The sequence below is a fragment of the Marivirga tractuosa genome, from assembly GCF_042140215.1.
Taxonomy (GTDB): Bacteria; Bacteroidota; Bacteroidia; order Cytophagales; family Cyclobacteriaceae; genus Marivirga; species Marivirga tractuosa_A.
This window is the reverse complement of the sequence record NZ_CP159478.1, coordinates 3,548,614-3,567,974: the sequence shown is the minus strand read 5'-3', so window position 1 is coordinate 3,567,974 and position 19,361 is coordinate 3,548,614. Positions and strand designations below refer to the sequence as shown.

The following is a 19,361-nucleotide window of genomic DNA, read 5'->3' as shown; positions in this document are numbered from 1 at the left end:
AGTGAAGCTTTTTCACTGCTACTAGTTTTTTATTTTAAGTGTAGATTTAAACGTTTATTAAATGTATAAATCTACGGTTATAGCCTTTAGTATTGGTTTTAAGTCAATTTAAAAGCTTTTTTATTAACTATTAATTCAGTAGATTGCAAATGATATAAAAGATATAAATGCACCTTGAGGTGTACTTTATTTAGTTGTTGTGTACAATTAGATTCAATGGATAGAAAGGAATTAGAAATATTAGAAGAAATCAATCAGTCCCTCAAACAGGTTTCTGCCCACTTCGAGACTAATGAATTATTTTCTGAATCTGAGAAACTTATTTCTAAAGCAGAAAATAGAGTTGAAAATTCCTTGAATCAAATACAAAATGCATTTGATAGAATTCATGATAAAGTTTTCAATTTTAACAACGTGCTAATTGGTGTTTATTTAGTTCTTGGAACATTTCCGGACAAAGCTCCGATACTAAAAATTTGGACTGCAATTTTTCCTATACTTAACTTAATTTTTCTTGTCTTTATTGATATTCGACAAATGGAAATCCACAGGTTTGCTTCTCGTGAAATGGAATGGACTGCAGAGGATAGAGAAGAGTACGGAAAGAGGATTAGAAAGCAGACCAATTTATCACTTCTGGCTTTAATGGCTTCTATTAGCTGTCTAGTTTACCTGATAATTGCATTAATAAACAAAGGATGAATCAAAAGTTTACATTTTCTATCTTTTTATTTTTGATATTATGCACCTCATGCGACTATCGAACACCAAGTAAAAACAGATTTGAGAATATTACCAAAATTGAGTTGACAGATTCCATAATTGTAATTCAGGATAGGTTTGAAGACTCAGGTCCTGATTATGGACTGTTTTACAAATTCACATTTAACGAAAGTGACTGTTTAGATTTTAAGTCAAAAATTCAAAAGTCTGAAGATTGGATAAAAGAGGGAGGTGACTTTAAATTCTACAAGACAGCTGATGGAATTATCTACAACATTACTTTTTCAACTGAGGAGTGTCAAATTTCATATTACGAGGATTTAATATAAACTGTACACAACATTCTGTCATAAATCATGGCTGTTAGTAGGTTATTGTTCCTTCAGCTTTTTGTAGATAGTTCGTCAATCCGCAGGATTGACTTATTTGTGAAAACTAATTTAATAAGCCAATCCTGCGGATTGCCTCGGTAGTTAACGCAAATTTTTATACTTTTAATCAGCCACGAATTTATACAGTGGCGTTGAAAGTAATTAAAAAATGATACAATCAGAACTGATATCAGAAATTCTAGAGTTAAGTGTTGAAGGCGAAAAATTTGAAGATTTACTTTTTGAGCAAATTAATTACTTGACAATAAAAGAAGAAGAACATACAGGAGTTGGACTTTTTGTGTACTTCAAATATGAAAAAGGAATTGAAAAATATAGGCTGAACGATAGTCAATTAAAGGAATTATTTGGAGAATGTAATCATCAAATTGAAAACTTTGAACTCATTAATTCCGACATCGGAATTCTAGCGGATACTACTATGCATTTAACAGACGGACTCATTGACTGTGTAGAAATATGGAACAAATTAGGTGATTATCCAAAAGAAGAATTAATAACCTACAAATTGAAGAGAATTGAATAAATAAAAACTACTGCCAACAACTAAATATAGGTAATGGAATTTGGAGGGTATTCTATAGAAGCGTATTTTTAGGATACTTTGATGAAAAACATTTAAGAGACAAACAATTATCAATAAGGCTGAGCCAAAATATAGTGTAAACCCTAAACTTTAACTTTTGTAAAGCATGTGCCTTTACAAACACACCCTATCGAATATTGTAAACACCAAACTTGTGAGATTTGAATTGCACAAAGAAACTATAAACAAATGCAGACATCTGACTTTCTTACGTTATTAGGATTAGCAATTGCCGTGTGGGCAATCATACCCAGAAAAGAAAGACGATTCATTCTACTTTTCTTTTCAAGATTTGAACTTGGTGTTTTAATAGCCTCTCTTATACTAGTTCATTACTTGATGTCCTTTGACTGGCTTCAGGCTAACTGGTTTCCTTGGTTATCTATTTTTACAGTTGACAAAGGAATGCCAGGTTCAACTTGGGCATATATACTTTCTCTAATTGTTATTTCTTACCCTATAATTAAGGTAAGTTTCGGTTACTTTTCTTCAAGTCGTTTAGAAGACATGATTTCACTTTATGAAACTTATCTGAAAGAAGATGAAATTGACCTTTTAGTTAACTACATAAGCAAGTACCACATTAATGATATCAAAAAATACCTTGAAGGCACATCTCACCTTCCACAAAAAGACAGCTTTGAAATAATATTGAGAAGAAGAACCGACAAAGACGAAGCATATGAAAAGTTGGTCAAAACTCAGAGAATGTTGTTTGCCTCTTCGGTATATTGGCATATAATTCAAAATGAAAATTTTGTTCGCAATTCAGCAAACAAGTACCCTAGACTTTTTGCAACTGTTTTTAGTGGGATGGAAAGCAAAGAATCTTCAAATGAAGAACTTGTCAAACTTTATATCGAATGCTTATTCGAAAACAAGAACCAATTGTTTATTCAAGAATTAAAAATTATGAATGGTACGAGGTCATCGGTACTTGAAATGAATAACAGTTTTGAAATTCCAATCTTGTTTTCATTGTTTGCATATACTAAAGTGGCAGCAGACAATCATGTTTGGTATCCTGTGGGCGAGGGAGCGATTAAGTCGCTGAAACATGACTCCAATCAGATAGATTTTTTAACAAAGAATTTTGACTACGATTTAGAATCTGAATTTTGGAATCACAAGATTTACATCGCTATTGTTTACTTTAATTATATGGTAAGAGAGACTATTTATCGTGATAGCGAGTGGCATATGTGGCTATTTTACTTTAGAAACTCTACAGACCTTCTACTTGAAATCATTCCAACACAGAATGATTATAACGGAGATTCTGAATACCCTTCCTTTGCTCACAAAATGATTTACGAGCAATTCTATGTAATGACTGATTGGCTTAATTTGGCAAAAAAACTGGAAACAGACAACCGTGTCATAGATACAATCAGATGTCTAGGTTGGTGTGTTCATTCAATTTGTCAAACGGATAACTCAAAAATCTCTGTTCGATTTAGAAGAAGGCAACTTGACATGCTGCTTTCTACCTATTTTAAATTTTCACATTATCCTGACAATATTGCTGCAACTACTGCACGAGTTTGGTTCGATAAAATGTTTCTAAATCCAAAAGGCGTTGATTTTGGAGCTCCAAATATAACGACAGAATACTTAGCCGCTTTACAAGTTGCTTGGGAAGAATTTGATAAAGTTCCATATCAATACCGCGAAGATAATGGTTCTATTCAACATTTTGTAAAAACCGTATTAACCCCTTTAGGACTAAATGAATAATTAAATGATGCAATTTCAAATTAAAAGGACTGCAGTACACAACACTAAATATGGGTCATTGAGCTAATTGTGCTAAAGCTGAAAATGATTACTTTTAAGAAAATATGGAGAAGATTGGTAGTTTGGAGCCTTGAAGTGCTCAACGCCCTATATTCTTAACGTTAAAAAAAAGCTAAGCAATAAAAATACTAAAAAAATGAAAACCAAACGACTGATAAAATTATTAATTGGACTTATTCTAGTGATCTCTAATATAAGTTGTGATCAAATTACAAAAAATGAGGTTCGAAAAAATATAAGTTACAATGAAAGAATTGAGGTAGTCAATGATAATTTCGTTTTGACTAAGGTAGAAAATACAGGTGCTGCATTAGGCTTTGGATCAGAATTTCATCCGACTATTAAACTATTTATTTTTCAATTATTACCAATTTTAGTGCTGATTTATTTATTCTATTTTTTATATAAAAAGGAAGATATTTCAAAATTAAATTTTATTGCAATTACTTTTTTCATTGGTGGGGGGATTGGAAATATTATTGATCGTGTTCTTCATAATAGTGTTACGGATTTTATGTATTTAGAATTAGGGCCTCTCCATACAGGCATATTTAATATGGCAGATGTATCTGTTACCATAGCTGCATTTTTATTTATAATTAGTTCTGTAATTGATAAAGAAAAAAATCTATTAAAATCCAGTTAACATGGCATAAAACCCATTTGCTTTCTCATTTTATAGTTGAGTTTTCTGCGCAGGTGTTCCGTAATTTATGCTTTCACTTCGGGTAGGTTTCATTGTCGAGGGGGTTCAATATTATAACACAGTGTGCTTTGGTGGAAACCACATAAATTGCTAGGTTTAATTTTTTATAGTTCGCAAAGGCAAACTGGTTTTATGCGGGCGTAGCTTCCGTAATAAAGAAACCCAATAAACAACAATGAAAAGACAAATTGCAATAGTTACAGGAACAAGCAGGCTGAAAGGAATTGGAAGAGCAATCTGTGTGGAATTGGCAAAAAGTGGCATTGACATATTCTTTACTTTTTGGACTAAATATGACGAACAAATGCCTTGGAATATAGAAGACAATGAGCCCGACTTAATTCAAGATGAAATAAGAAGATATGGTGTAAAATGTGAGAAATTAGAACTTGATTTTTTTGAAGAAACAAGCATAGAAATTTTATTTAACGAAGTAGAAAAAAAATTAGGTGTTCCAACAATCCTAGTGAACAATGCAACTTATAGCACACAGACAAATATTGAGAAAATTACAGCAGAAGAGCTTGACAAACATTACATCATAAACTTTAAAGTTCCAACTTTATTAATCGCAGAATTTGTTAGACGATTCAACGTAAAGAAAAATGGCAGAATCATTAATTTGACTTCAGGACAAACTTTAAGTTTTATGAATGATGAAATTGCTTACGCAACAACTAAAAGTGCAATTGAAACTTTGACAAGAACTATATCGCAGGAAATTGCAAAAAAAGGAATCACAATAAATGCAGTAAATCCGGGCTTGACCGATACTGGCTGGCTAGACGATAAACAAGAAAAGATATTTAAAGAAAGATTTCCAATGGGACGACTTGGACAACCATCAGATGTTGCCAAACTAATCTCATTTCTTGCAAGTGAAAATGCAGAATGGGTAACAGGACAAATAATTCATTCAGAAGGTGGGTTTATACGAGAAAATTATAGCAACTAATAGCACCTACCCAAAAGTGGCGGCTCAGTGGTTAAATCAAGCTTTGTGGCTTCTATCAAAGTTTCTCTTAGGCGAAAGTGAAGTGCTCTAAATCGGCACCTTTGGGTTGCTGTAAATCCTTATCCTCTAACTAAAAAATAAATGAAAGAAATCAGAAAATATTTTAATAAAATCTATCCAATAAATGATTCTGATTGGCAATTCTTCTCTTCAAAATTAAAAGAAGAAAATTTGAAATTACTTTTTTTTCAAAGATTTTATTTATAGAATTCTCAACCATTCTAGCTCAAACAATAGCTAATAATGTAAAATATTTATTAGATAATCGGAATAATTCCGATTATATATTTTAATTTTGATATTATAATGTTATTTTTACATTAGTTAAACGGAATAATTCCGATTATAATAGGCGATATTGACAATATGGATTTCAGGGTAATGATAAAAGACTATGCAGAGGCACCTATTCCCAGGCATGTAATTTTAAAATTACTTAGTGATTATCAGCGTCCAAATGATAAAATTAGTGAGCTACTTAAAAGCAAAGAACTCATTTCAATAAGAAGAGGTCTATATATACCTGGTCCTAAAATGGACTTACCAACTCCAGAACCATTTCTAATAGCAAATCATCTTCGAGGCCCTAGTTATGTTTCATTAGAGTCAGCATTATCTTATTGGAGTTTAATACCAGAAAGAACCTATGAAATAAGTTCAGTAACCATAAAAACCTCAAAAAAATATAGAACCGATGTTGGTCGGTTTAGCTACAAACAACTCAAAACTCCTTATTATTCTTTTGGAATAAAAAGTTTAAAAATTTCACAAAAACAAACCATATTATTAGCATCACCTGAAAAAGCTTTATGTGATAAGATTGTACTAACGCCTAATATCAACCTTAGGAGCATCAAGCAAACGCAAGAATTTCTAATAGAAGATCTTCGTATGGATAGTGAAGTTTTAAGCACATTAAACACGGAAGTTATGAGATTATGGGTTTCGAGTGCTCCTAAAAAAAGTAGTTTAGAAATGCTTATTAAAATGCTTGAAGAATTATGATAAAAGAATGGATAGAGGAATATAACCCTCAGAATGAAGAAGAGATTTTATCGTCATTACGTGAAATAATGCAAGAAATTACTTTAGCAGGTCTATCAAGAACTGATTTTTTTGAGAAAGCTGCTTTTTATGGCGGGACTGCACTCCGTATTTTTTACGGTTTAGATAGATCATCCGAGGATTTAGATTTTTCTTTACTTAAACCTGATGCTAATTTTTCAATAGAGCCATATTTTAAAGCAGTTATCGATGAATTTAAGTCATTAGGTTTGACAGTAAGTATTAAAGAAAAGAAAAAGACTAAGCAAACAGTAATTGATTCTGCTTTTTTAAAAGCTGAAACAATATGGCAAGAAATTATTCTAGAGGACATAATTCAAGAAACAGGAGTAAGGTCAAACAAAACCTTAAAGATAAAAATTGAAGTTGATCGACAGCCACCAATAAATTTTAAAACAGAAGAAAAACTATTACTTCGTCCATTCTCCTGTTATGTGAAATGCTTTACTAAATCAAGCTTGTTTGCAGGTAAAATGCATGCTTTGCTATTTAGAAAGTGGAAAAACAGAGTAAAGGGCAGGGATTGGTACGATTTAGAGTGGTATGTTAAAAAGGGGATTCCTTTAGATGTAAATCATTTCCTTACTAGGGCAAAAGACACAAATGACTGGCAGCAGGATAATATTTCCAATGACCAGCTTTTAAAGCTGTTAGATATGAAAATCAATTCAGTTTCATTTAGTAGCATTAAGGAAGATGTAGTTAGATTCATCAAAGATGATGATGTTCTAACTATTTGGAGCCCTGAGTATTTTAAGAATTTAATAGAGAAAATTAAATTTGAGAATACTTAATGCGGTTAAAAATGCTAAAACTCTAGAATATCTTGATACAAAATGGAACTATTGTCCAAAAATAACTAAACTGCATTGAAACTCATTTTACACCAAACAATAGAATGGATATTTATATCGTAGCAAGCTAAAGCTATAGTTTTAATAGTATTTTACCCTTAGTAATTGAAAAATCTATTAAACAATGAAAACCACTACCACAGCAGAATTTAGAGCAATATCAAAAGGCAACATTAAAAATCTGATAAATTTTTCCAGCTATAAGAAGATTGAAGGAGGGGGATTTCTTGGACTGTTTAAAAAGGTTGAATATCAAGATAATTTCGAATCTTATTTAGCACAAAACACCCAATTAATCGATGAAATGACTGGTAAAGGCTTCCTTTACTTTGATGATATGGTAGCCTTCTTAAAAAAATATAAATCTATAGATTTAAAACAGCCAGAATATGCTGACCCTAATATCGACATGATTTTGGAAAGAGAAGAAAATGCATATTTCTTAGATTTTGATTATGTTAATCTTATTAATGAAAAACTTTCAAATATTTCAGTAGAAAATGAAGAGTTAACGGAATTCAATAATATTAATAGTCCTGATATACCAATGGCAGATATGATAGTATTCCAACAAGACCAAATAAAGAAACTTTCATTGATTTTTAAGCTATTCAGGAACGAAGTAATGTATATAAGATGTGAGTTATCGCAATAAGGATATTTTCATTTTTTTAAGAACAGTTAATTCGATTGAATTCTAAGTTGAAACGACTAGAAAAGTAATTTTAGTAAGTCTATTCGACTAGAAAGAAACAGCTTGACAAATCATCTTATAGTTTTAAAATCCCACCCTTCAAAAGCTTCTATGGATTAAGAGAATGAAATAGATAGAACATTATATGAAGGCATACCGTGAGTATGATACATTTGCTTTAAAAAACTATCCATGAGGTTTTAATTTCAAGAAATTATGAATGCTCGGATAATGTACATTGGCCATAATCACAATTTCAAAAAATGAAAATATACGTTAAAAACATGGTATGCAATCGTTGTAAAATGGTTGTAAAAATGATAATCGAAAAATTAGGCCTTCATCCTGTGCAAGTAGAATTGGGCGAAATTGAAATTCAAGAGAATAATATTTTAGCTGTAAAAGAACAACTCAAGCAAGAACTCCAATCCTTAGGTTTTGACCTTTTGGATGACAAGAAAACTAGAATCATTGAAAAAATTAAAAATCTTATAATTGATTTAGTTCAAAATAAGGGCAACTATTTGGAAGTCGCACTTTCAGAGTATTTATCAGTAGAATTGCACCAAGATTATAGTTCTTTGAGCAATCTGTTTTCAGAAGTAGAGGGAATAACCATTGAGAAATATTATATTCTTCAAAAAATTGAGAAGGTAAAAGAACTGTTGGTGTATGATGAACTTACGCTAAGTGAAATTGCCTACCAACTTAATTATTCCAGCGTGGCTTATTTGAGTAATCAGTTTAAAAAAGTAACAGGTCTCTCGCCCAGCCATTTTAAAAAACTTCGATCGATCAAACGTAAGCCATTAGAAGAGTTGTAAATCTTATAAATCTCTCCCAAAATTATGTAATACAGAATTCTCAATTTGTTTTCAGATTTGAATTCAAAAGAGTAATTAAATGAGCACAAAAAATATATTGATTATAGGAGGATATGGGAAAGTAGGAAGCATAATAAGCAAGCACTTAGCTCAGTATTTCCCCAATAGAATTATTGTAGCAGGGAGAAATCTAAAAAAAGCTAAACAATTATCGAAAACACTTCGGAATGGTGTTATCCCTTATCAAATTGACATATCTAACCCTAAGAATTTTGAGATTTTGGGTGAGGTAAGTTTGGTAATTATGTGTATAGACCAAGAGAACACTGATTTTGTATCTTTATGTATAAATAAAGAAATTCATTATGTTGATATTACAGCTAATCAAGAGTTTATTGAAAAAACTGAACTTCTTCATAACAGGGCAAAACAAAAAAATATAACTATTGCACTAAGTGTGGGACTTGCACCTGGTATCACAAATCTATTAGCACAACATTGCGTCCTCAAATCACCAAATAGCAATCTTATAGATATTTTTATTTTATTGGGACTTGGAGAAAAACATGGAGAAGCAGCATATCGATGGACAGCTTTGATAATATTCATTCAACTTATAAGCTATACGATAAAGAAAATACAAAAACGATAAAGAGCTTTACTTTGGGTGAAAAAACGCAGCTTGTTGGAAGACGTAAATTCTATTCTTTTAATTTTTCAGATCAACACATACTCAGCAAGTCTAAGAATATTAATCAAGTAAGAACGAGAATAGCATTTGATTCCAAATTAGTAACTCAATGTATCGCATTATTGAGAATAACAGGGCTAAGCAAAATATTTAGTAACAAGAAAGTACAAAATATCCTAATTTACTTGTTCAGTAGGCTGAATATTGGGAGCAATATTTTTGCGGTAAAGGCGATTTCACAAAATACACAAAAGCAAAAGTATGAATGTAGCCTTCAGGGAAAAGATGAGGGAAAAATTACGGCTTATGTTGCAGTTGAGCTAGTTCGGTATCTTATGAGAAATAATGATGCTAAGGGAGTTCGCCATATTCATCATATTATTGATGAGATACCAAGTTTTTTATACGGACTGAAACATTATGATAATTCGCTTGAAATTAAATTATAAAAAATTGCAGTGATGGACAATCAAGATATGAAAGTAATAGCATCTCAGCTAAGGCAACCACATGGAAAAAAAGGCATTGAGGTGGCAGAATTGATGAACGAAACAAACATTAAAATGACATGTCATTCAATAGACCAACTAAATATCCTAGACAATGACAAGATTTTAGAACTTGGTCACGGCAACTGTGGTCACTTGAAATATCTACTAAATCGGAGCGATAATCTGAAATATTATGGACTTGAAACTTCGGAATTGATGATGAGGGAAGCTCAAAATATAAACAGTTCTTTTGTCGATAATAAGAAGGCTTCCTTTCATTTCTATGAGGGCTTGAATATTCCTTTTTCTGATCATTATTTTGATAGAATATTTACGGTGAACACCATTTATTTTTGGGACAATCCAAAATTCCTAATGTTAGAATTATATAGAGTGATAAAGCCATTTGGCATACTGAACATAACTTTTTCTAAAGAAAAATTTATGCGTGAATTGCCATTTACTCAATATGGATTTGATTTTTATAATGGCGATAAAATAGCACAGCTGATTGGTAATCTACCATTTAGAATAGTAGCCTCTAACACCCAAACTGAAACAGTGAAAAGCAAAGCGGGCGACACGGTTAAAAGGGAATTCACAACCATCTCGGTAAAAAAGGAGGTCTAAATCTTACAAATCACTCCCAAAATACCGTAACATTTTATACCTGATTTGTTGTCAATTTTGCTTTAGAAAAAAATCAATAAAATATGACACACAAATATCAAATTACAGGAATGACTTGCGGAAGCTGTGAAGCTAAAGTGAAATCTGCTTTGCTTAAAGTCAATAAAGTATCAGCTGTTGAAGTATCTAAGAATGATAATTCCGCTACCATCACAATGGACGAACATATTGCATTGCCCGATTTTCAGAAAGTATTGGATGAAAAGTATCAAATTTCTGCTATCGATCTCAATGAGGCAATGGAACAAGGCAAGTCTTGGTTTAGCACTTATAAGCCATTTTTACTTATCTTTTTGTATATTTTTTCAGTAACTGCGCTTGTGGAGGTTACGGCTGAAAGCATAAATTTATCAAGATGGATGCGGCATTTTATGGCAGGTTTCTTTCTGACTTTTTCGTTTTTCAAGATGTTAAACTTAAAAGGCTTTAAAGACAGTTATTTGATGTACGACATTATTGCTAGAAAATTTCCTGCTTGGGGTTACATTTATGCTTTTACGGAATTAATATTAGGAATTGCATTCTTGGTAAATTTCAATCCAATTATTACCAACAGTGTTACTTTTGTTGTAATGTCCGTGAGTATTATAGGGGTTTTACAAACAGTTTTGGACAAAAAAACTATCAAATGTGCATGCTTAGGAGATGTTTTTAATTTACCAATGAGTACGGTAACCATTATAGAAGATGGCCTTATGATTATAATGAGTCTTGGAATGTTGATTATGGCTTTGAATTAAAGTTAACCTTAGCTGATTTACTTCCTACATATTTAACCACTTTAACAATCTTTTATCAACAAAAAAGGGTAGCCATATTGAGCTACCCTTTTTGAGATTATTTGAATTCTTGAAATTTACTCTTTCATAAATTTAAGCTGCAATTGTTTGTCGTTAGTGTGTATTTTGAGCAAGTAAAAACCAGCTTTAAGATCAGATACATCTATTCCTTGTTCTTGTCCATTATATTGAATTGTTTTTTGAAGTCTTCCAGAAATATCCATAATATGGATAGAAGTACCTTTCGCCATATTTACTGCCTCTATAAATAGAGTGTGTTTTACTGGGTTAGGGTAAATCTTAGAAAGAATTTCATCATCTGTAGAAAGTGGCTCTTCTTCCACATCAGTTACTGTAATGCTGATTGCTTTGGTAGTGGAGAGTCCATCACCATCTGTAGCAATAAGGTCTAACTCATACACATTGTCTTCATTTGCATCTAAAGGCGTTTCAAAATCCGGAGCACTTTTGAAGCTGATAGCATCCGTTGATAAATCAAAAAGCGCTTCATCCTTACTATCCCCTAAGCTAAAAGTAACCGAAACATCAGCTGTAGCGCTATAAACCGTTCCGGTTATATTTTCTTCTACAGTTTCAGAAGCCGGAGAAGTAATGACTGGACCAGGTTCATCCACATCGGTTACTGTAATGCTAATTGCTTTGGTAGTAGATAGCCCATCAGCATCTGTGGCAATAAGGTCTAACTCGTACACATTATCTTCATTCGCATCTAATGGCGTTTCAAAATCCGGAGCACTTTTGAAGCTGATGGCATCCGTTGATAAGTCAAAAATTGCCTCATCCTTACTATCTCCTAAGCTAAAGGTAACCGAAACATCAGCTGTAGCGGTATAAACCGTTCCAGTTACGTTTTCTTCTACAGTTTCAGAAGCTGGAGAAGTAATAACGGGGCCAGGCTCATCCACATCAGTTACTGTAATACTGATTGCTTTGGTAGTAGATAGCCCATCACCATCTGTCGCAATAAGGTCTAACTCGTACACATTATCTTCATTCGCATCTAATGGCGTTTCAAAATCCGGAGCACTTTTGAAGCTGATAGCATCCGTTGATAAATCAAAAAGCGCTTCGTCTTTATTATCCCCTAAGCTAAAAGTAGCTGAAACATCAGCTGTGGCAGTATAAACAGTTCCTGTTACATTTTCTTCTATAGTTTCAGAAGCTGGAGAAGTAATAACGGGGCCAGGCTCATCCACATCGGTTACTGTGATACTGATTGCTTTTGTGGTAGTATTACCAGCTTCATCAGTTGCGGTTATATCTAATTCATAAATGTTATCCTCGTTTGCATCTAAGGGAGTTTCAAAATCTGGTGAATTATTGAAACTGATTTCATCTGTAGATAAGTTAAAAAGTGCTTCATCTTTACTATTGCCTAAGTTGAAGGTAACAGTCTCATCAGCAGTAGCAGTATAAACAGTTCCTGTAACATTTTCAGCAATTGATACTGCAGCATCTGAAGTGATAACTGGAGCAATTTCGTCTAGGTCAGTTACCGTGATAGTGATAGCTTTTGTGGTAGTGAATCCATCGCCATCCGTAGCAATAAGATCTAACTCATACACATTGTCTTCATTTGCATCCTCTGGAATTTCAAAATTCGGAGCACTTTTGAGGCTGATGGCATCCGTTGATATATTGAATAGTGCTTCATCTTTACTGCTACCTAAGCTAAAAGTAGCTGAAACATCAGCTGTGGCGGTATAAACGGTTCCTGTTACATTTTCTTCTACAGATTCAGTGGCTGGAGAAGTGATAGTAGGCCCATCCTCATCTACATCAAGAACGGTTACTGCTACCTCTTGCGTAACTTCATTACCTGCTTCGTCTGTTGCTATTAGATCAACTAGATAGACATTATCTGAATTGGCATCCTGCGGAGTTTCAAAGTCAGGGCCTGTTTTGAAGCTTAGAGCATCAATACTTATTTCGAAAAAAGCTTCATCTTTGGTGTTGCCTAAACTAAAAGTAACATCTTCATCTGCAGTTGCAGTATAAAAACTGCTAGTTAGGTTTTCGTCTACAGAAGCAGTGGCTGGAGAAGTAATGGTAGGTGGAACGAAATCAGTAATATTTCTATACAATTTTGAAATATTATTATTAGAGTTATTTCGTCCCGTTAGCAGGATATCTATAAGTCCATCACCATCTACATCTGATAAGGATATATCGCCTTGAAAAACTCCATCAAATGGTAAATCTAATACTTCTGAAAAGTTTCCGCTGCCATCATTGATGTAAAGTTTGGTAATATACTCACCACTGCTGTTTTCTCCCGAAATGATAATGTCATTTCCATCTACTCCATCGATGTCGGCAATTTTAGCAGCACTATTTGTAACGCCTTCAAAAGGAGTTCCAGTGACTTCTGAAAAAGTGGGATTTCCAACTGTTCCATCATTAGTGTAGAGTTTAGCTATATTATTTCCAGTAACTAATAAATCCAAGCTACCATCGCCATCTGTATCACCTACAGCAATAGCACCATTACTTACACCATCAAACGTTTGCCCTGAAGGAGAAAAGCCTCCACTACCGTTGTTGAGGTATAACTCTGTAATATCACCTGAAGCTGAATTTCCAGAAATTATAAGGTCTGGCCCATTTTCGCCATCCATATCAGCAAAAGCAATGGAGCTATTTACAACATCTTCAAAAGGTGCACCAGTAACATCTGTGAAGGTCCCATCACCATTGTTAGTATATAAGTTTGTTGAATAAAAAACTGATTCATTAAAATTTGCTCCTGTAATGACTAAATCTTGGTCATTATCATCATCAATGTCTGCAAAGGCAATTGAACCAAAGGCTAGTCCAGGAAAAGATTCACCTGAATCTTCAAAATCACCATTAGTATTCTGAGTATACAGTGTAGTTGAATATTGTTCTGCTAATGGTAAAGAATTATTTTTGTATCCAGAGATTAAAACATCTAAACCATTTTGTCCATCAACATCTGCATAGGCTATAGCACTCGTTTCTACTCCAGTAAAAGGAGTTCCGCTTACTTCAGTAAAGATACCGCTTCCATCATTAGAATACAGTTTAGCAATTTCTGTACTTGTATTAAATTCACCAGTAATAATCACGTCTTGATTGCCATCATTATCAACATCCGCAAAAGCAGAAGCACTTTTATAAACGCCTTCAAAAGGAGTACCCGTAGCTAGATTAAATGCTCCTGAGCCATTGTTAACATAAACTTCAGTAACGGGGGTACTAGTATTATTTCGACCTGAAATGACTAAGTCAAGGCTAGTATTACCATTTATATCTAAAAAAGAGACATCACCTCTAGAAACATTTATAAATGGTGTCCCAGTTTCTTCAGTAAAGTTGCCAGTACCGTCATTAATATAAAGCTTACTCACTGGTGAATTACTACCACTATTTATAGATCCAGTTATTAAAATATCTGGCCCATTTTGGTTATCTACGTCCGCAAAAGAGACAGTACTATATCCTAAACCATCAAAAGTAGAGGTTGCGTCTGTGAAATTTGCATTCCCATCATTTATGTAAAGCTTTGTGATAGGATCTCCAGAATCATTGAAACCAGAAATCAACAAATCTATTGTATTATTACCATCTACGTCAGCAAACGCAACGTCACTATCTCTGACATTCTCAAAAGTTGATCCTGTTAATTTGGTGAAATCTGCATTACCATCATTGAGATGAATTTCAGTTACAGGTGGGTTATCTAAAGCTGCACTAAACCCAGTGATCACTAAATCTTGAGTGCCATTTCCATCAATATCAGCAAATGCAACAGCCCCTTTGTTTACATCGGCAAATTCAGAAGTATTAGCTGCATCTACTTCACTGAAATTTCCTGTACCATCATTGATATAAAGGACGGTTTTTAAAGAACCAGCTCCACTTCGCCCTGTGACAAGGATATCAGACCCATTCTCTCCATCTACATCTGCAATGGCAATGGCACTTTCTCTCACCCCAAGTATATTGGAAATTCCAGAATCTGTGAAATTTCCATTACCATCATTAAGATAAAGTTTTGAAGTAGGATTAGTACCATCGTAGCCAGAAATAAAGACATCTTGAGTACCATTGTCATCTACATCTGCAAATGCTACAGAACTTTCTTTAACCCCTACAAAAGGCGTCCCTGTCTTTTCAGTATAATTTCCAGTTCCATCATTAATGTAAAGTTTTGCTATAGGATCACCAGCACTGTTACTTCCGGTTACGATTACATCTAGCCCATTAACCCCATCTACATCTGCATAAGCAATGGAGCCTTCCTCTACTGATTCAAATACGGGGAGAACCTGAGGTGCGGGAGCTGGTGGAAGAATCTGCTTAAAGTTAATTTGAGCTATAGCAGAAACTGAACTTAAAAGCAATAATAAAAGTATATTAAGTGTTTTCATAAGTTGGATAATTACAAATTTCAGGTCGATTTTTCTATCAATCATATTTTTTCGTCTACAAATTAGCGTATTATAAAGATAAATATAAAAATAATTACCTTCTTATTTAGTAGAAATTTCGAGATAAAGTACATCTGTACAAAAATTAAGTATAAATTCCACTATTTCAATATATTAATCAGGAATTTTTTTTAACAATATAAAAATAATGTAAAACTTAAAGTTGTTGATAAACCTATTTTTTTAGGAATAATTGTAGAATAAATGCTAAATAATATGATTGTTTTTTTTTATGCCAACTTACCCAAACTAAAGCCTACAAAAACAGCTAGTAAACCAATGGCAATACTTCCAAATCCGTAAAGTAAGAATAAACCGATTTGACCATTTTGCAGATAACTGAAATTCTCATAGGAGAAGGTTGAGAAAGTAGTAAAGCCACCACAAAAGCCGGTAACCAACAATAATTTGAAATTTTGAGAAGGGTTTTCAATTAAATAAGCTAAAAACACTCCAATTAATAATGAGCCAAAAATATTGGCTATTAGAGTGCCATATGGCAGAAAGTTAGCCAAATATTTTTGAGCTAAATGAGAAGTGGCATATCTTGCAATGCTTCCTAACCCACCACCAAGGCCAATTAACAGTAAATTTTTAATCATTTGGAAGCAAATTTACGATTCCACTGTTCCCTATCATATACCAATTTGCCTTTTGCATCCCATTCTTGGTTGATGTAAGGCTTAAAGTCTTTGTCAAAAGGATCTCGACCATATTGGATGGTCTTTTTACGTCTCCTTCTTAGGTCATAATATTCCGCCCAAAGCCCTACTTTCTGATCAAATCGGTATTCTCCTTGCACGGCCACTTGTCCGTTTTTATGGAAATAAAGATAAGTCCCTTCTTTCTCTCCGTGTTCAATTGGAATAACTTCTTTTACATGCTCTCTTTTTTCTTCATCATAATAAGTGATTTTGGAATCGATTGGCCAGCCTTTAAAATAGGTGAGTTTATCCATCAAAATGCCATTATTATCATATCGCATCCATCGGCCATGCTTGAGTCCATTCCAAAACATACCTTTTTCAATAACCTGTTCATCTTTCATCTTTTCATAAGGACCGTGCAAAATCCCAGCAAATTTTGGATCTGCATTTTTAGTACTTCTGATTTCTTTTCGTTGAAAATCGTACCAATAAAAATCCCTAACGTATGGATCTGGCTCCACATATTCCTTCTTTAGGTAATTAAATAATTCACGAGTTACATTGTTTCCATAGCCTGAAAGCGTATAGTTTTTACGCACTTTTTTGCCATAGTAAAAGTTCCGCTTTTTTTTCTCTTTCTTTTCTTTATCCTCTTCTTCCTCTTCCTCTTCTTCTGTCTCCAAATCGATAGTTACAGGGGCACCATCCAAAAATTGAAAGGTTCTTCTGACGGTATCTGCTGCAGTTTCCGTGCTATCTTGCGGAATTTCCTCTTCTTGAGCCAAAATGGCCAGAGGTATGGCGAAAATTACGGTAGATATAAGTAAGAATTTCTTCATATTGTGCTAAACGAAAACAGCCCGAAGTTATTGAAAATTCCGGGCTGTCTCTATTTTTTTTAATTAATAATTACTAATTAACCAATTACTAATTATTAATTAATCACTTTTCCATCATCTCCACACTTCGGCTGATAAAATTGGTTAAATCTTTACCATTCAGCATGTTTTGTGAAAGTAAGGCTAAATCATAATTCTGCTTGGCAATGTTCTTTTGCTCTGCTTCATTTTCAGCTTTCAATATTTTTGAAGCCATTTTATGATTTGCATTTATGGTCAAATTATATTGATCTGGCATTCCGCCCATGAATGGCATTCCGCCACCTGTTTGCTGCATGTCCTTCATTCTACGCATAAACTCAGGCATAGTCAAGGAAACTGGCAATTCATCAGGTGATAAAGCTTCAACAGCCACTGTCATGGATGAATTATTGATAGCTTCTTCAAAAACCTTTTTCAGCTTTTCTTTTTCATCATCAGATAATACGCTTTCTGCTTTTTCGTCCTTATCAATCAATTTATCCACAATATCAGCATCCACTCGCTTCATATTGGTTTTCTCCAATTTCTGCTCTAGCTGATTGATGAAATGGCTATCAATTGGGCTGTCCAAAATAACCACATCATAGCCTTTTTTCTGTGCTGAAGTGATGTATGCATCTTGTTTATCAGGATTAGTGGCATAAAGAATCGTTACGTTACCATCTTTGTCAGTCTGATTTCCAGCAATGCTTTCTTTATATTCATCTAATGTGAAATATTTGTCTTGCTCTATGCTTTTAAGCAAGCAGAATTTCTTGGCTTTGTCATAGAACTTATCATCACTCATCATTCCGTACTTCACAAATAAGCCAATGCTTTCCCACTTTTCTTCAAATGATTTTCTATCGCTTTTGTAAAGTTCAGCTAGTTTGTCGGCAACCTTTTTAGTAATGTGATTATTGATTTTTTTCACATTGCTGTCCGACTGCAAGTAACTTCTCGATACATTTAATGGAATATCCGGAGAATCGATTACCCCGTGCATCAACATTAAGAATTCAGGCACCACATCTTTTACTTCATCAGTTATAAATACCTGACGAGAGTAGAGTTGAATTTTGTTTTTCTGAATGTCAAAGTCATTCTTGATTTTAGGGAAATATAAAATTCCGGTCAAATTGAATGGGTAATCCACATTGAGGTGAATCCAGAATAATGGTTCTTCACTAAATGGATAAAGTTCTTTGTAGAAATCTTTGTATTCTTGATCAGTTAAATCAGCTGGTGCCTTTGTCCAAAGTGGAGTAATGTTATTGATAACTTTAGGCTTTGTTATCTTCTTTTCTTTAGCATCATCTCCCTCACCTTCTTTAATAGTTTCTTCCTCTTCTCCGAAAATAATAGGGACAGGCAAGAACTTGCAATATTTTGTCAAAATTTCATTAACTCTGTGTTCTTCTAAAAATTCTTCTGAATCTTTATTAATGTGCAAGATTATTTCAGAACCTCTTTCTTTTTTATCGCCATCTGTCAATTCAAATTCAGTGCTTCCATCGCAAATCCAATGTGCTGGAGTGGCATCTTTTTCTCTTGAAAGAGATTTGATTTCCACTTTATCTGCTACCATGAAAGCAGAGTAGAAACCTAAACCAAAGTGACCGATAATACCTGAACCTTCGCCTTTTTCCTTATATTTTTCCACAAATTCAGTGGCTCCAGAAAAAGCGATCTGGTTAATATATTTTTTAATTTCCTCACCTGTCATACCGATTCCTTTATCGATGACATGCAACGTTTTTTTCTTTTTATCTATTTTAATTTCGATGCTTAAATCGCCCAAATCACCATCATATTCACCTAGTGTGCCTAAGCTTTTGATTTTTTGGGTGGCATCAACTGCATTGGAAACCAACTCACGAAGGAATACTTCATGGTCAGAGTATAAAAATTTCTTAATTATCGGGAAAATATTTTCCGAATGGATCGAAATACTACCTTTCTCTTGCATTTTGTTACTGTTTTATTTGAAATCTAAAATTAATACCTCAATTCGTTATCAATTAGTTCTTACTATTGTGTACAATATCTATCGGGATGAAATTCAAGAATAT

The 19,361-nt window shown here is 33.4% G+C and carries 18 protein-coding genes; 14 read left to right on the top strand and 4 right to left on the bottom strand.

What is annotated here, in order from left to right; all coding sequences use genetic code 11:
* Positions 1–216 precede the first annotated feature (216 nt).
* The 14 genes from ABWH96_RS15985 (at position 217) to ABWH96_RS15920 (ending at position 11,268) form a co-directional block, all read left to right on the top strand.
* The gene (locus ABWH96_RS15985; RefSeq protein ID WP_375578512.1) at positions 217–702 is read left to right on the top strand and encodes a hypothetical protein; all 486 of its coding nucleotides are present in this window, start codon (positions 217–219) and stop codon (positions 700–702) included.
* Positions 699–1,052 (top strand): hypothetical protein, encoded by a 354-nt coding sequence (locus ABWH96_RS15980; protein ID WP_375578511.1) that lies wholly within the window; start codon positions 699–701, stop codon positions 1,050–1,052. Before ABWH96_RS15985 ends, ABWH96_RS15980 begins: the two co-directional genes overlap by 4 nt.
* 211 nt (positions 1,053–1,263) lie before the next feature.
* Positions 1,264–1,641: a hypothetical protein gene (locus tag ABWH96_RS15975; RefSeq protein ID WP_375578510.1), complete on the top strand. Its 378-nt coding sequence runs from the start codon at positions 1,264–1,266 to the stop codon at positions 1,639–1,641.
* A 249-nt stretch (positions 1,642–1,890) separates the two neighbouring features.
* Positions 1,891–3,438, top strand: a complete 1,548-nt coding sequence (locus tag ABWH96_RS15970; RefSeq protein ID WP_375578509.1) for a hypothetical protein — start codon at positions 1,891–1,893, stop codon at positions 3,436–3,438.
* A 196-nt stretch (positions 3,439–3,634) separates the two neighbouring features.
* Positions 3,635–4,144, top strand: a complete 510-nt coding sequence (gene lspA, locus ABWH96_RS15965) for a signal peptidase II (RefSeq protein WP_375578508.1) — start codon at positions 3,635–3,637, stop codon at positions 4,142–4,144.
* A gap of 235 nt (positions 4,145–4,379) precedes the next feature.
* Positions 4,380–5,159, top strand: coding sequence for an SDR family oxidoreductase (locus ABWH96_RS15960; protein WP_375578507.1), 780 nt, complete (start codon positions 4,380–4,382; stop codon positions 5,157–5,159).
* Positions 5,160–5,600: 441 nt separating this feature from the next.
* A complete protein-coding gene (locus ABWH96_RS15955) occupies positions 5,601–6,224 on the top strand; it encodes a hypothetical protein (RefSeq protein WP_375578506.1) in 624 nt (207 codons plus the stop codon).
* On the top strand, positions 6,221–7,078 hold the full coding sequence (locus tag ABWH96_RS15950) for a nucleotidyl transferase AbiEii/AbiGii toxin family protein (RefSeq protein WP_375578505.1): 858 nt from the start codon (positions 6,221–6,223) through the stop codon (positions 7,076–7,078). Before ABWH96_RS15955 ends, ABWH96_RS15950 begins: the two co-directional genes overlap by 4 nt.
* A 184-nt stretch (positions 7,079–7,262) precedes the next feature.
* The gene (locus ABWH96_RS15945) at positions 7,263–7,793 is read left to right on the top strand and encodes a hypothetical protein (protein WP_375578504.1); all 531 of its coding nucleotides are present in this window, start codon (positions 7,263–7,265) and stop codon (positions 7,791–7,793) included.
* Between the two features lie 356 nt (positions 7,794–8,149).
* Positions 8,150–8,656 (top strand): helix-turn-helix domain-containing protein, encoded by a 507-nt coding sequence (locus ABWH96_RS15940; protein WP_375578503.1) that lies wholly within the window; start codon positions 8,150–8,152, stop codon positions 8,654–8,656.
* Between the two features lie 79 nt (positions 8,657–8,735).
* Positions 8,736–9,308 (top strand): saccharopine dehydrogenase NADP-binding domain-containing protein, encoded by a 573-nt coding sequence (locus ABWH96_RS15935; protein WP_375578502.1) that lies wholly within the window; start codon positions 8,736–8,738, stop codon positions 9,306–9,308.
* Complete coding sequence (locus tag ABWH96_RS15930; protein ID WP_375581508.1) at positions 9,242–9,796, top strand: hypothetical protein; 555 nt, start codon at positions 9,242–9,244, stop codon at positions 9,794–9,796. The genes ABWH96_RS15935 and ABWH96_RS15930 overlap by 67 nt, the downstream gene beginning before the upstream one ends.
* Positions 9,797–9,808: 12 nt before the next feature.
* Positions 9,809–10,468, top strand: a complete 660-nt coding sequence (locus tag ABWH96_RS15925; protein ID WP_375578501.1) for a class I SAM-dependent methyltransferase — start codon at positions 9,809–9,811, stop codon at positions 10,466–10,468.
* 83 nt (positions 10,469–10,551) lie between these two features.
* Entirely contained in the window at positions 10,552–11,268 is a 717-nt protein-coding gene (locus ABWH96_RS15920) for a heavy-metal-associated domain-containing protein (protein WP_375578500.1), read from the top strand.
* A 116-nt stretch (positions 11,269–11,384) separates the two neighbouring features.
* On the opposite strand, the gene ABWH96_RS15915 is transcribed toward ABWH96_RS15920, so the two are convergent.
* The 4 genes from ABWH96_RS15915 to htpG form a co-directional block, all read right to left on the bottom strand.
* Positions 11,385–15,722 carry an FG-GAP-like repeat-containing protein gene (locus ABWH96_RS15915; protein ID WP_375578499.1) on the bottom strand — a complete coding sequence of 1,446 codons (4,338 nt, stop codon included), beginning with the start codon at positions 15,720–15,722 and terminating at the stop codon, positions 11,385–11,387.
* Between the two features lie 290 nt (positions 15,723–16,012).
* A complete protein-coding gene (gene crcB, locus ABWH96_RS15910; RefSeq protein WP_375578498.1) occupies positions 16,013–16,384 on the bottom strand; it encodes a fluoride efflux transporter CrcB in 372 nt (123 codons plus the stop codon).
* A complete protein-coding gene (locus tag ABWH96_RS15905; RefSeq protein WP_375578497.1) occupies positions 16,381–17,268 on the bottom strand; it encodes a toxin-antitoxin system YwqK family antitoxin in 888 nt (295 codons plus the stop codon). The genes crcB and ABWH96_RS15905 overlap by 4 nt, the downstream gene beginning before the upstream one ends.
* Positions 17,269–17,371: 103 nt before the next feature.
* Positions 17,372–19,258, bottom strand: coding sequence for a molecular chaperone HtpG (gene htpG / locus ABWH96_RS15900; RefSeq protein WP_375578496.1), 1,887 nt, complete (start codon positions 19,256–19,258; stop codon positions 17,372–17,374).
* Positions 19,259–19,361 lie beyond the last annotated feature (103 nt).

What these genes read in the sequence shown, in the direction of transcription:
- ABWH96_RS15985 (WP_375578512.1), top strand. Translation starts at nt 217, where the DNA reads ATGGATAGAAAGGAATTAGAAATATTAGAAGAAATCAATCAGTCCCTC.
- ABWH96_RS15980 (WP_375578511.1), top strand. Translation starts at nt 699, where the DNA reads ATGAATCAAAAGTTTACATTTTCTATCTTTTTATTTTTGATATTATGC.
- ABWH96_RS15975 (WP_375578510.1), top strand. Translation starts at nt 1,264, where the DNA reads ATGATACAATCAGAACTGATATCAGAAATTCTAGAGTTAAGTGTTGAA.
- ABWH96_RS15970 (WP_375578509.1), top strand. Translation starts at nt 1,891, where the DNA reads ATGCAGACATCTGACTTTCTTACGTTATTAGGATTAGCAATTGCCGTG.
- lspA (WP_375578508.1), top strand. Translation starts at nt 3,635, where the DNA reads ATGAAAACCAAACGACTGATAAAATTATTAATTGGACTTATTCTAGTG.
- ABWH96_RS15960 (WP_375578507.1), top strand. Translation starts at nt 4,380, where the DNA reads ATGAAAAGACAAATTGCAATAGTTACAGGAACAAGCAGGCTGAAAGGA.
- ABWH96_RS15955 (WP_375578506.1), top strand. Translation starts at nt 5,601, where the DNA reads ATGATAAAAGACTATGCAGAGGCACCTATTCCCAGGCATGTAATTTTA.
- ABWH96_RS15950 (WP_375578505.1), top strand. Translation starts at nt 6,221, where the DNA reads ATGATAAAAGAATGGATAGAGGAATATAACCCTCAGAATGAAGAAGAG.
- ABWH96_RS15945 (WP_375578504.1), top strand. Translation starts at nt 7,263, where the DNA reads ATGAAAACCACTACCACAGCAGAATTTAGAGCAATATCAAAAGGCAAC.
- ABWH96_RS15940 (WP_375578503.1), top strand. Translation starts at nt 8,150, where the DNA reads ATGATAATCGAAAAATTAGGCCTTCATCCTGTGCAAGTAGAATTGGGC.
- ABWH96_RS15935 (WP_375578502.1), top strand. Translation starts at nt 8,736, where the DNA reads ATGAGCACAAAAAATATATTGATTATAGGAGGATATGGGAAAGTAGGA.
- ABWH96_RS15930 (WP_375581508.1), top strand. Translation starts at nt 9,242, where the DNA reads ATGGACAGCTTTGATAATATTCATTCAACTTATAAGCTATACGATAAA.
- ABWH96_RS15925 (WP_375578501.1), top strand. Translation starts at nt 9,809, where the DNA reads ATGGACAATCAAGATATGAAAGTAATAGCATCTCAGCTAAGGCAACCA.
- ABWH96_RS15920 (WP_375578500.1), top strand. Translation starts at nt 10,552, where the DNA reads ATGACACACAAATATCAAATTACAGGAATGACTTGCGGAAGCTGTGAA.
- ABWH96_RS15915 (WP_375578499.1), bottom strand. Translation starts at nt 15,722, where the DNA reads ATGAAAACACTTAATATACTTTTATTATTGCTTTTAAGTTCAGTTTCT.
- crcB (WP_375578498.1), bottom strand. Translation starts at nt 16,384, where the DNA reads ATGATTAAAAATTTACTGTTAATTGGCCTTGGTGGTGGGTTAGGAAGC.
- ABWH96_RS15905 (WP_375578497.1), bottom strand. Translation starts at nt 17,268, where the DNA reads ATGAAGAAATTCTTACTTATATCTACCGTAATTTTCGCCATACCTCTG.
- htpG (WP_375578496.1), bottom strand. Translation starts at nt 19,258, where the DNA reads ATGCAAGAGAAAGGTAGTATTTCGATCCATTCGGAAAATATTTTCCCG.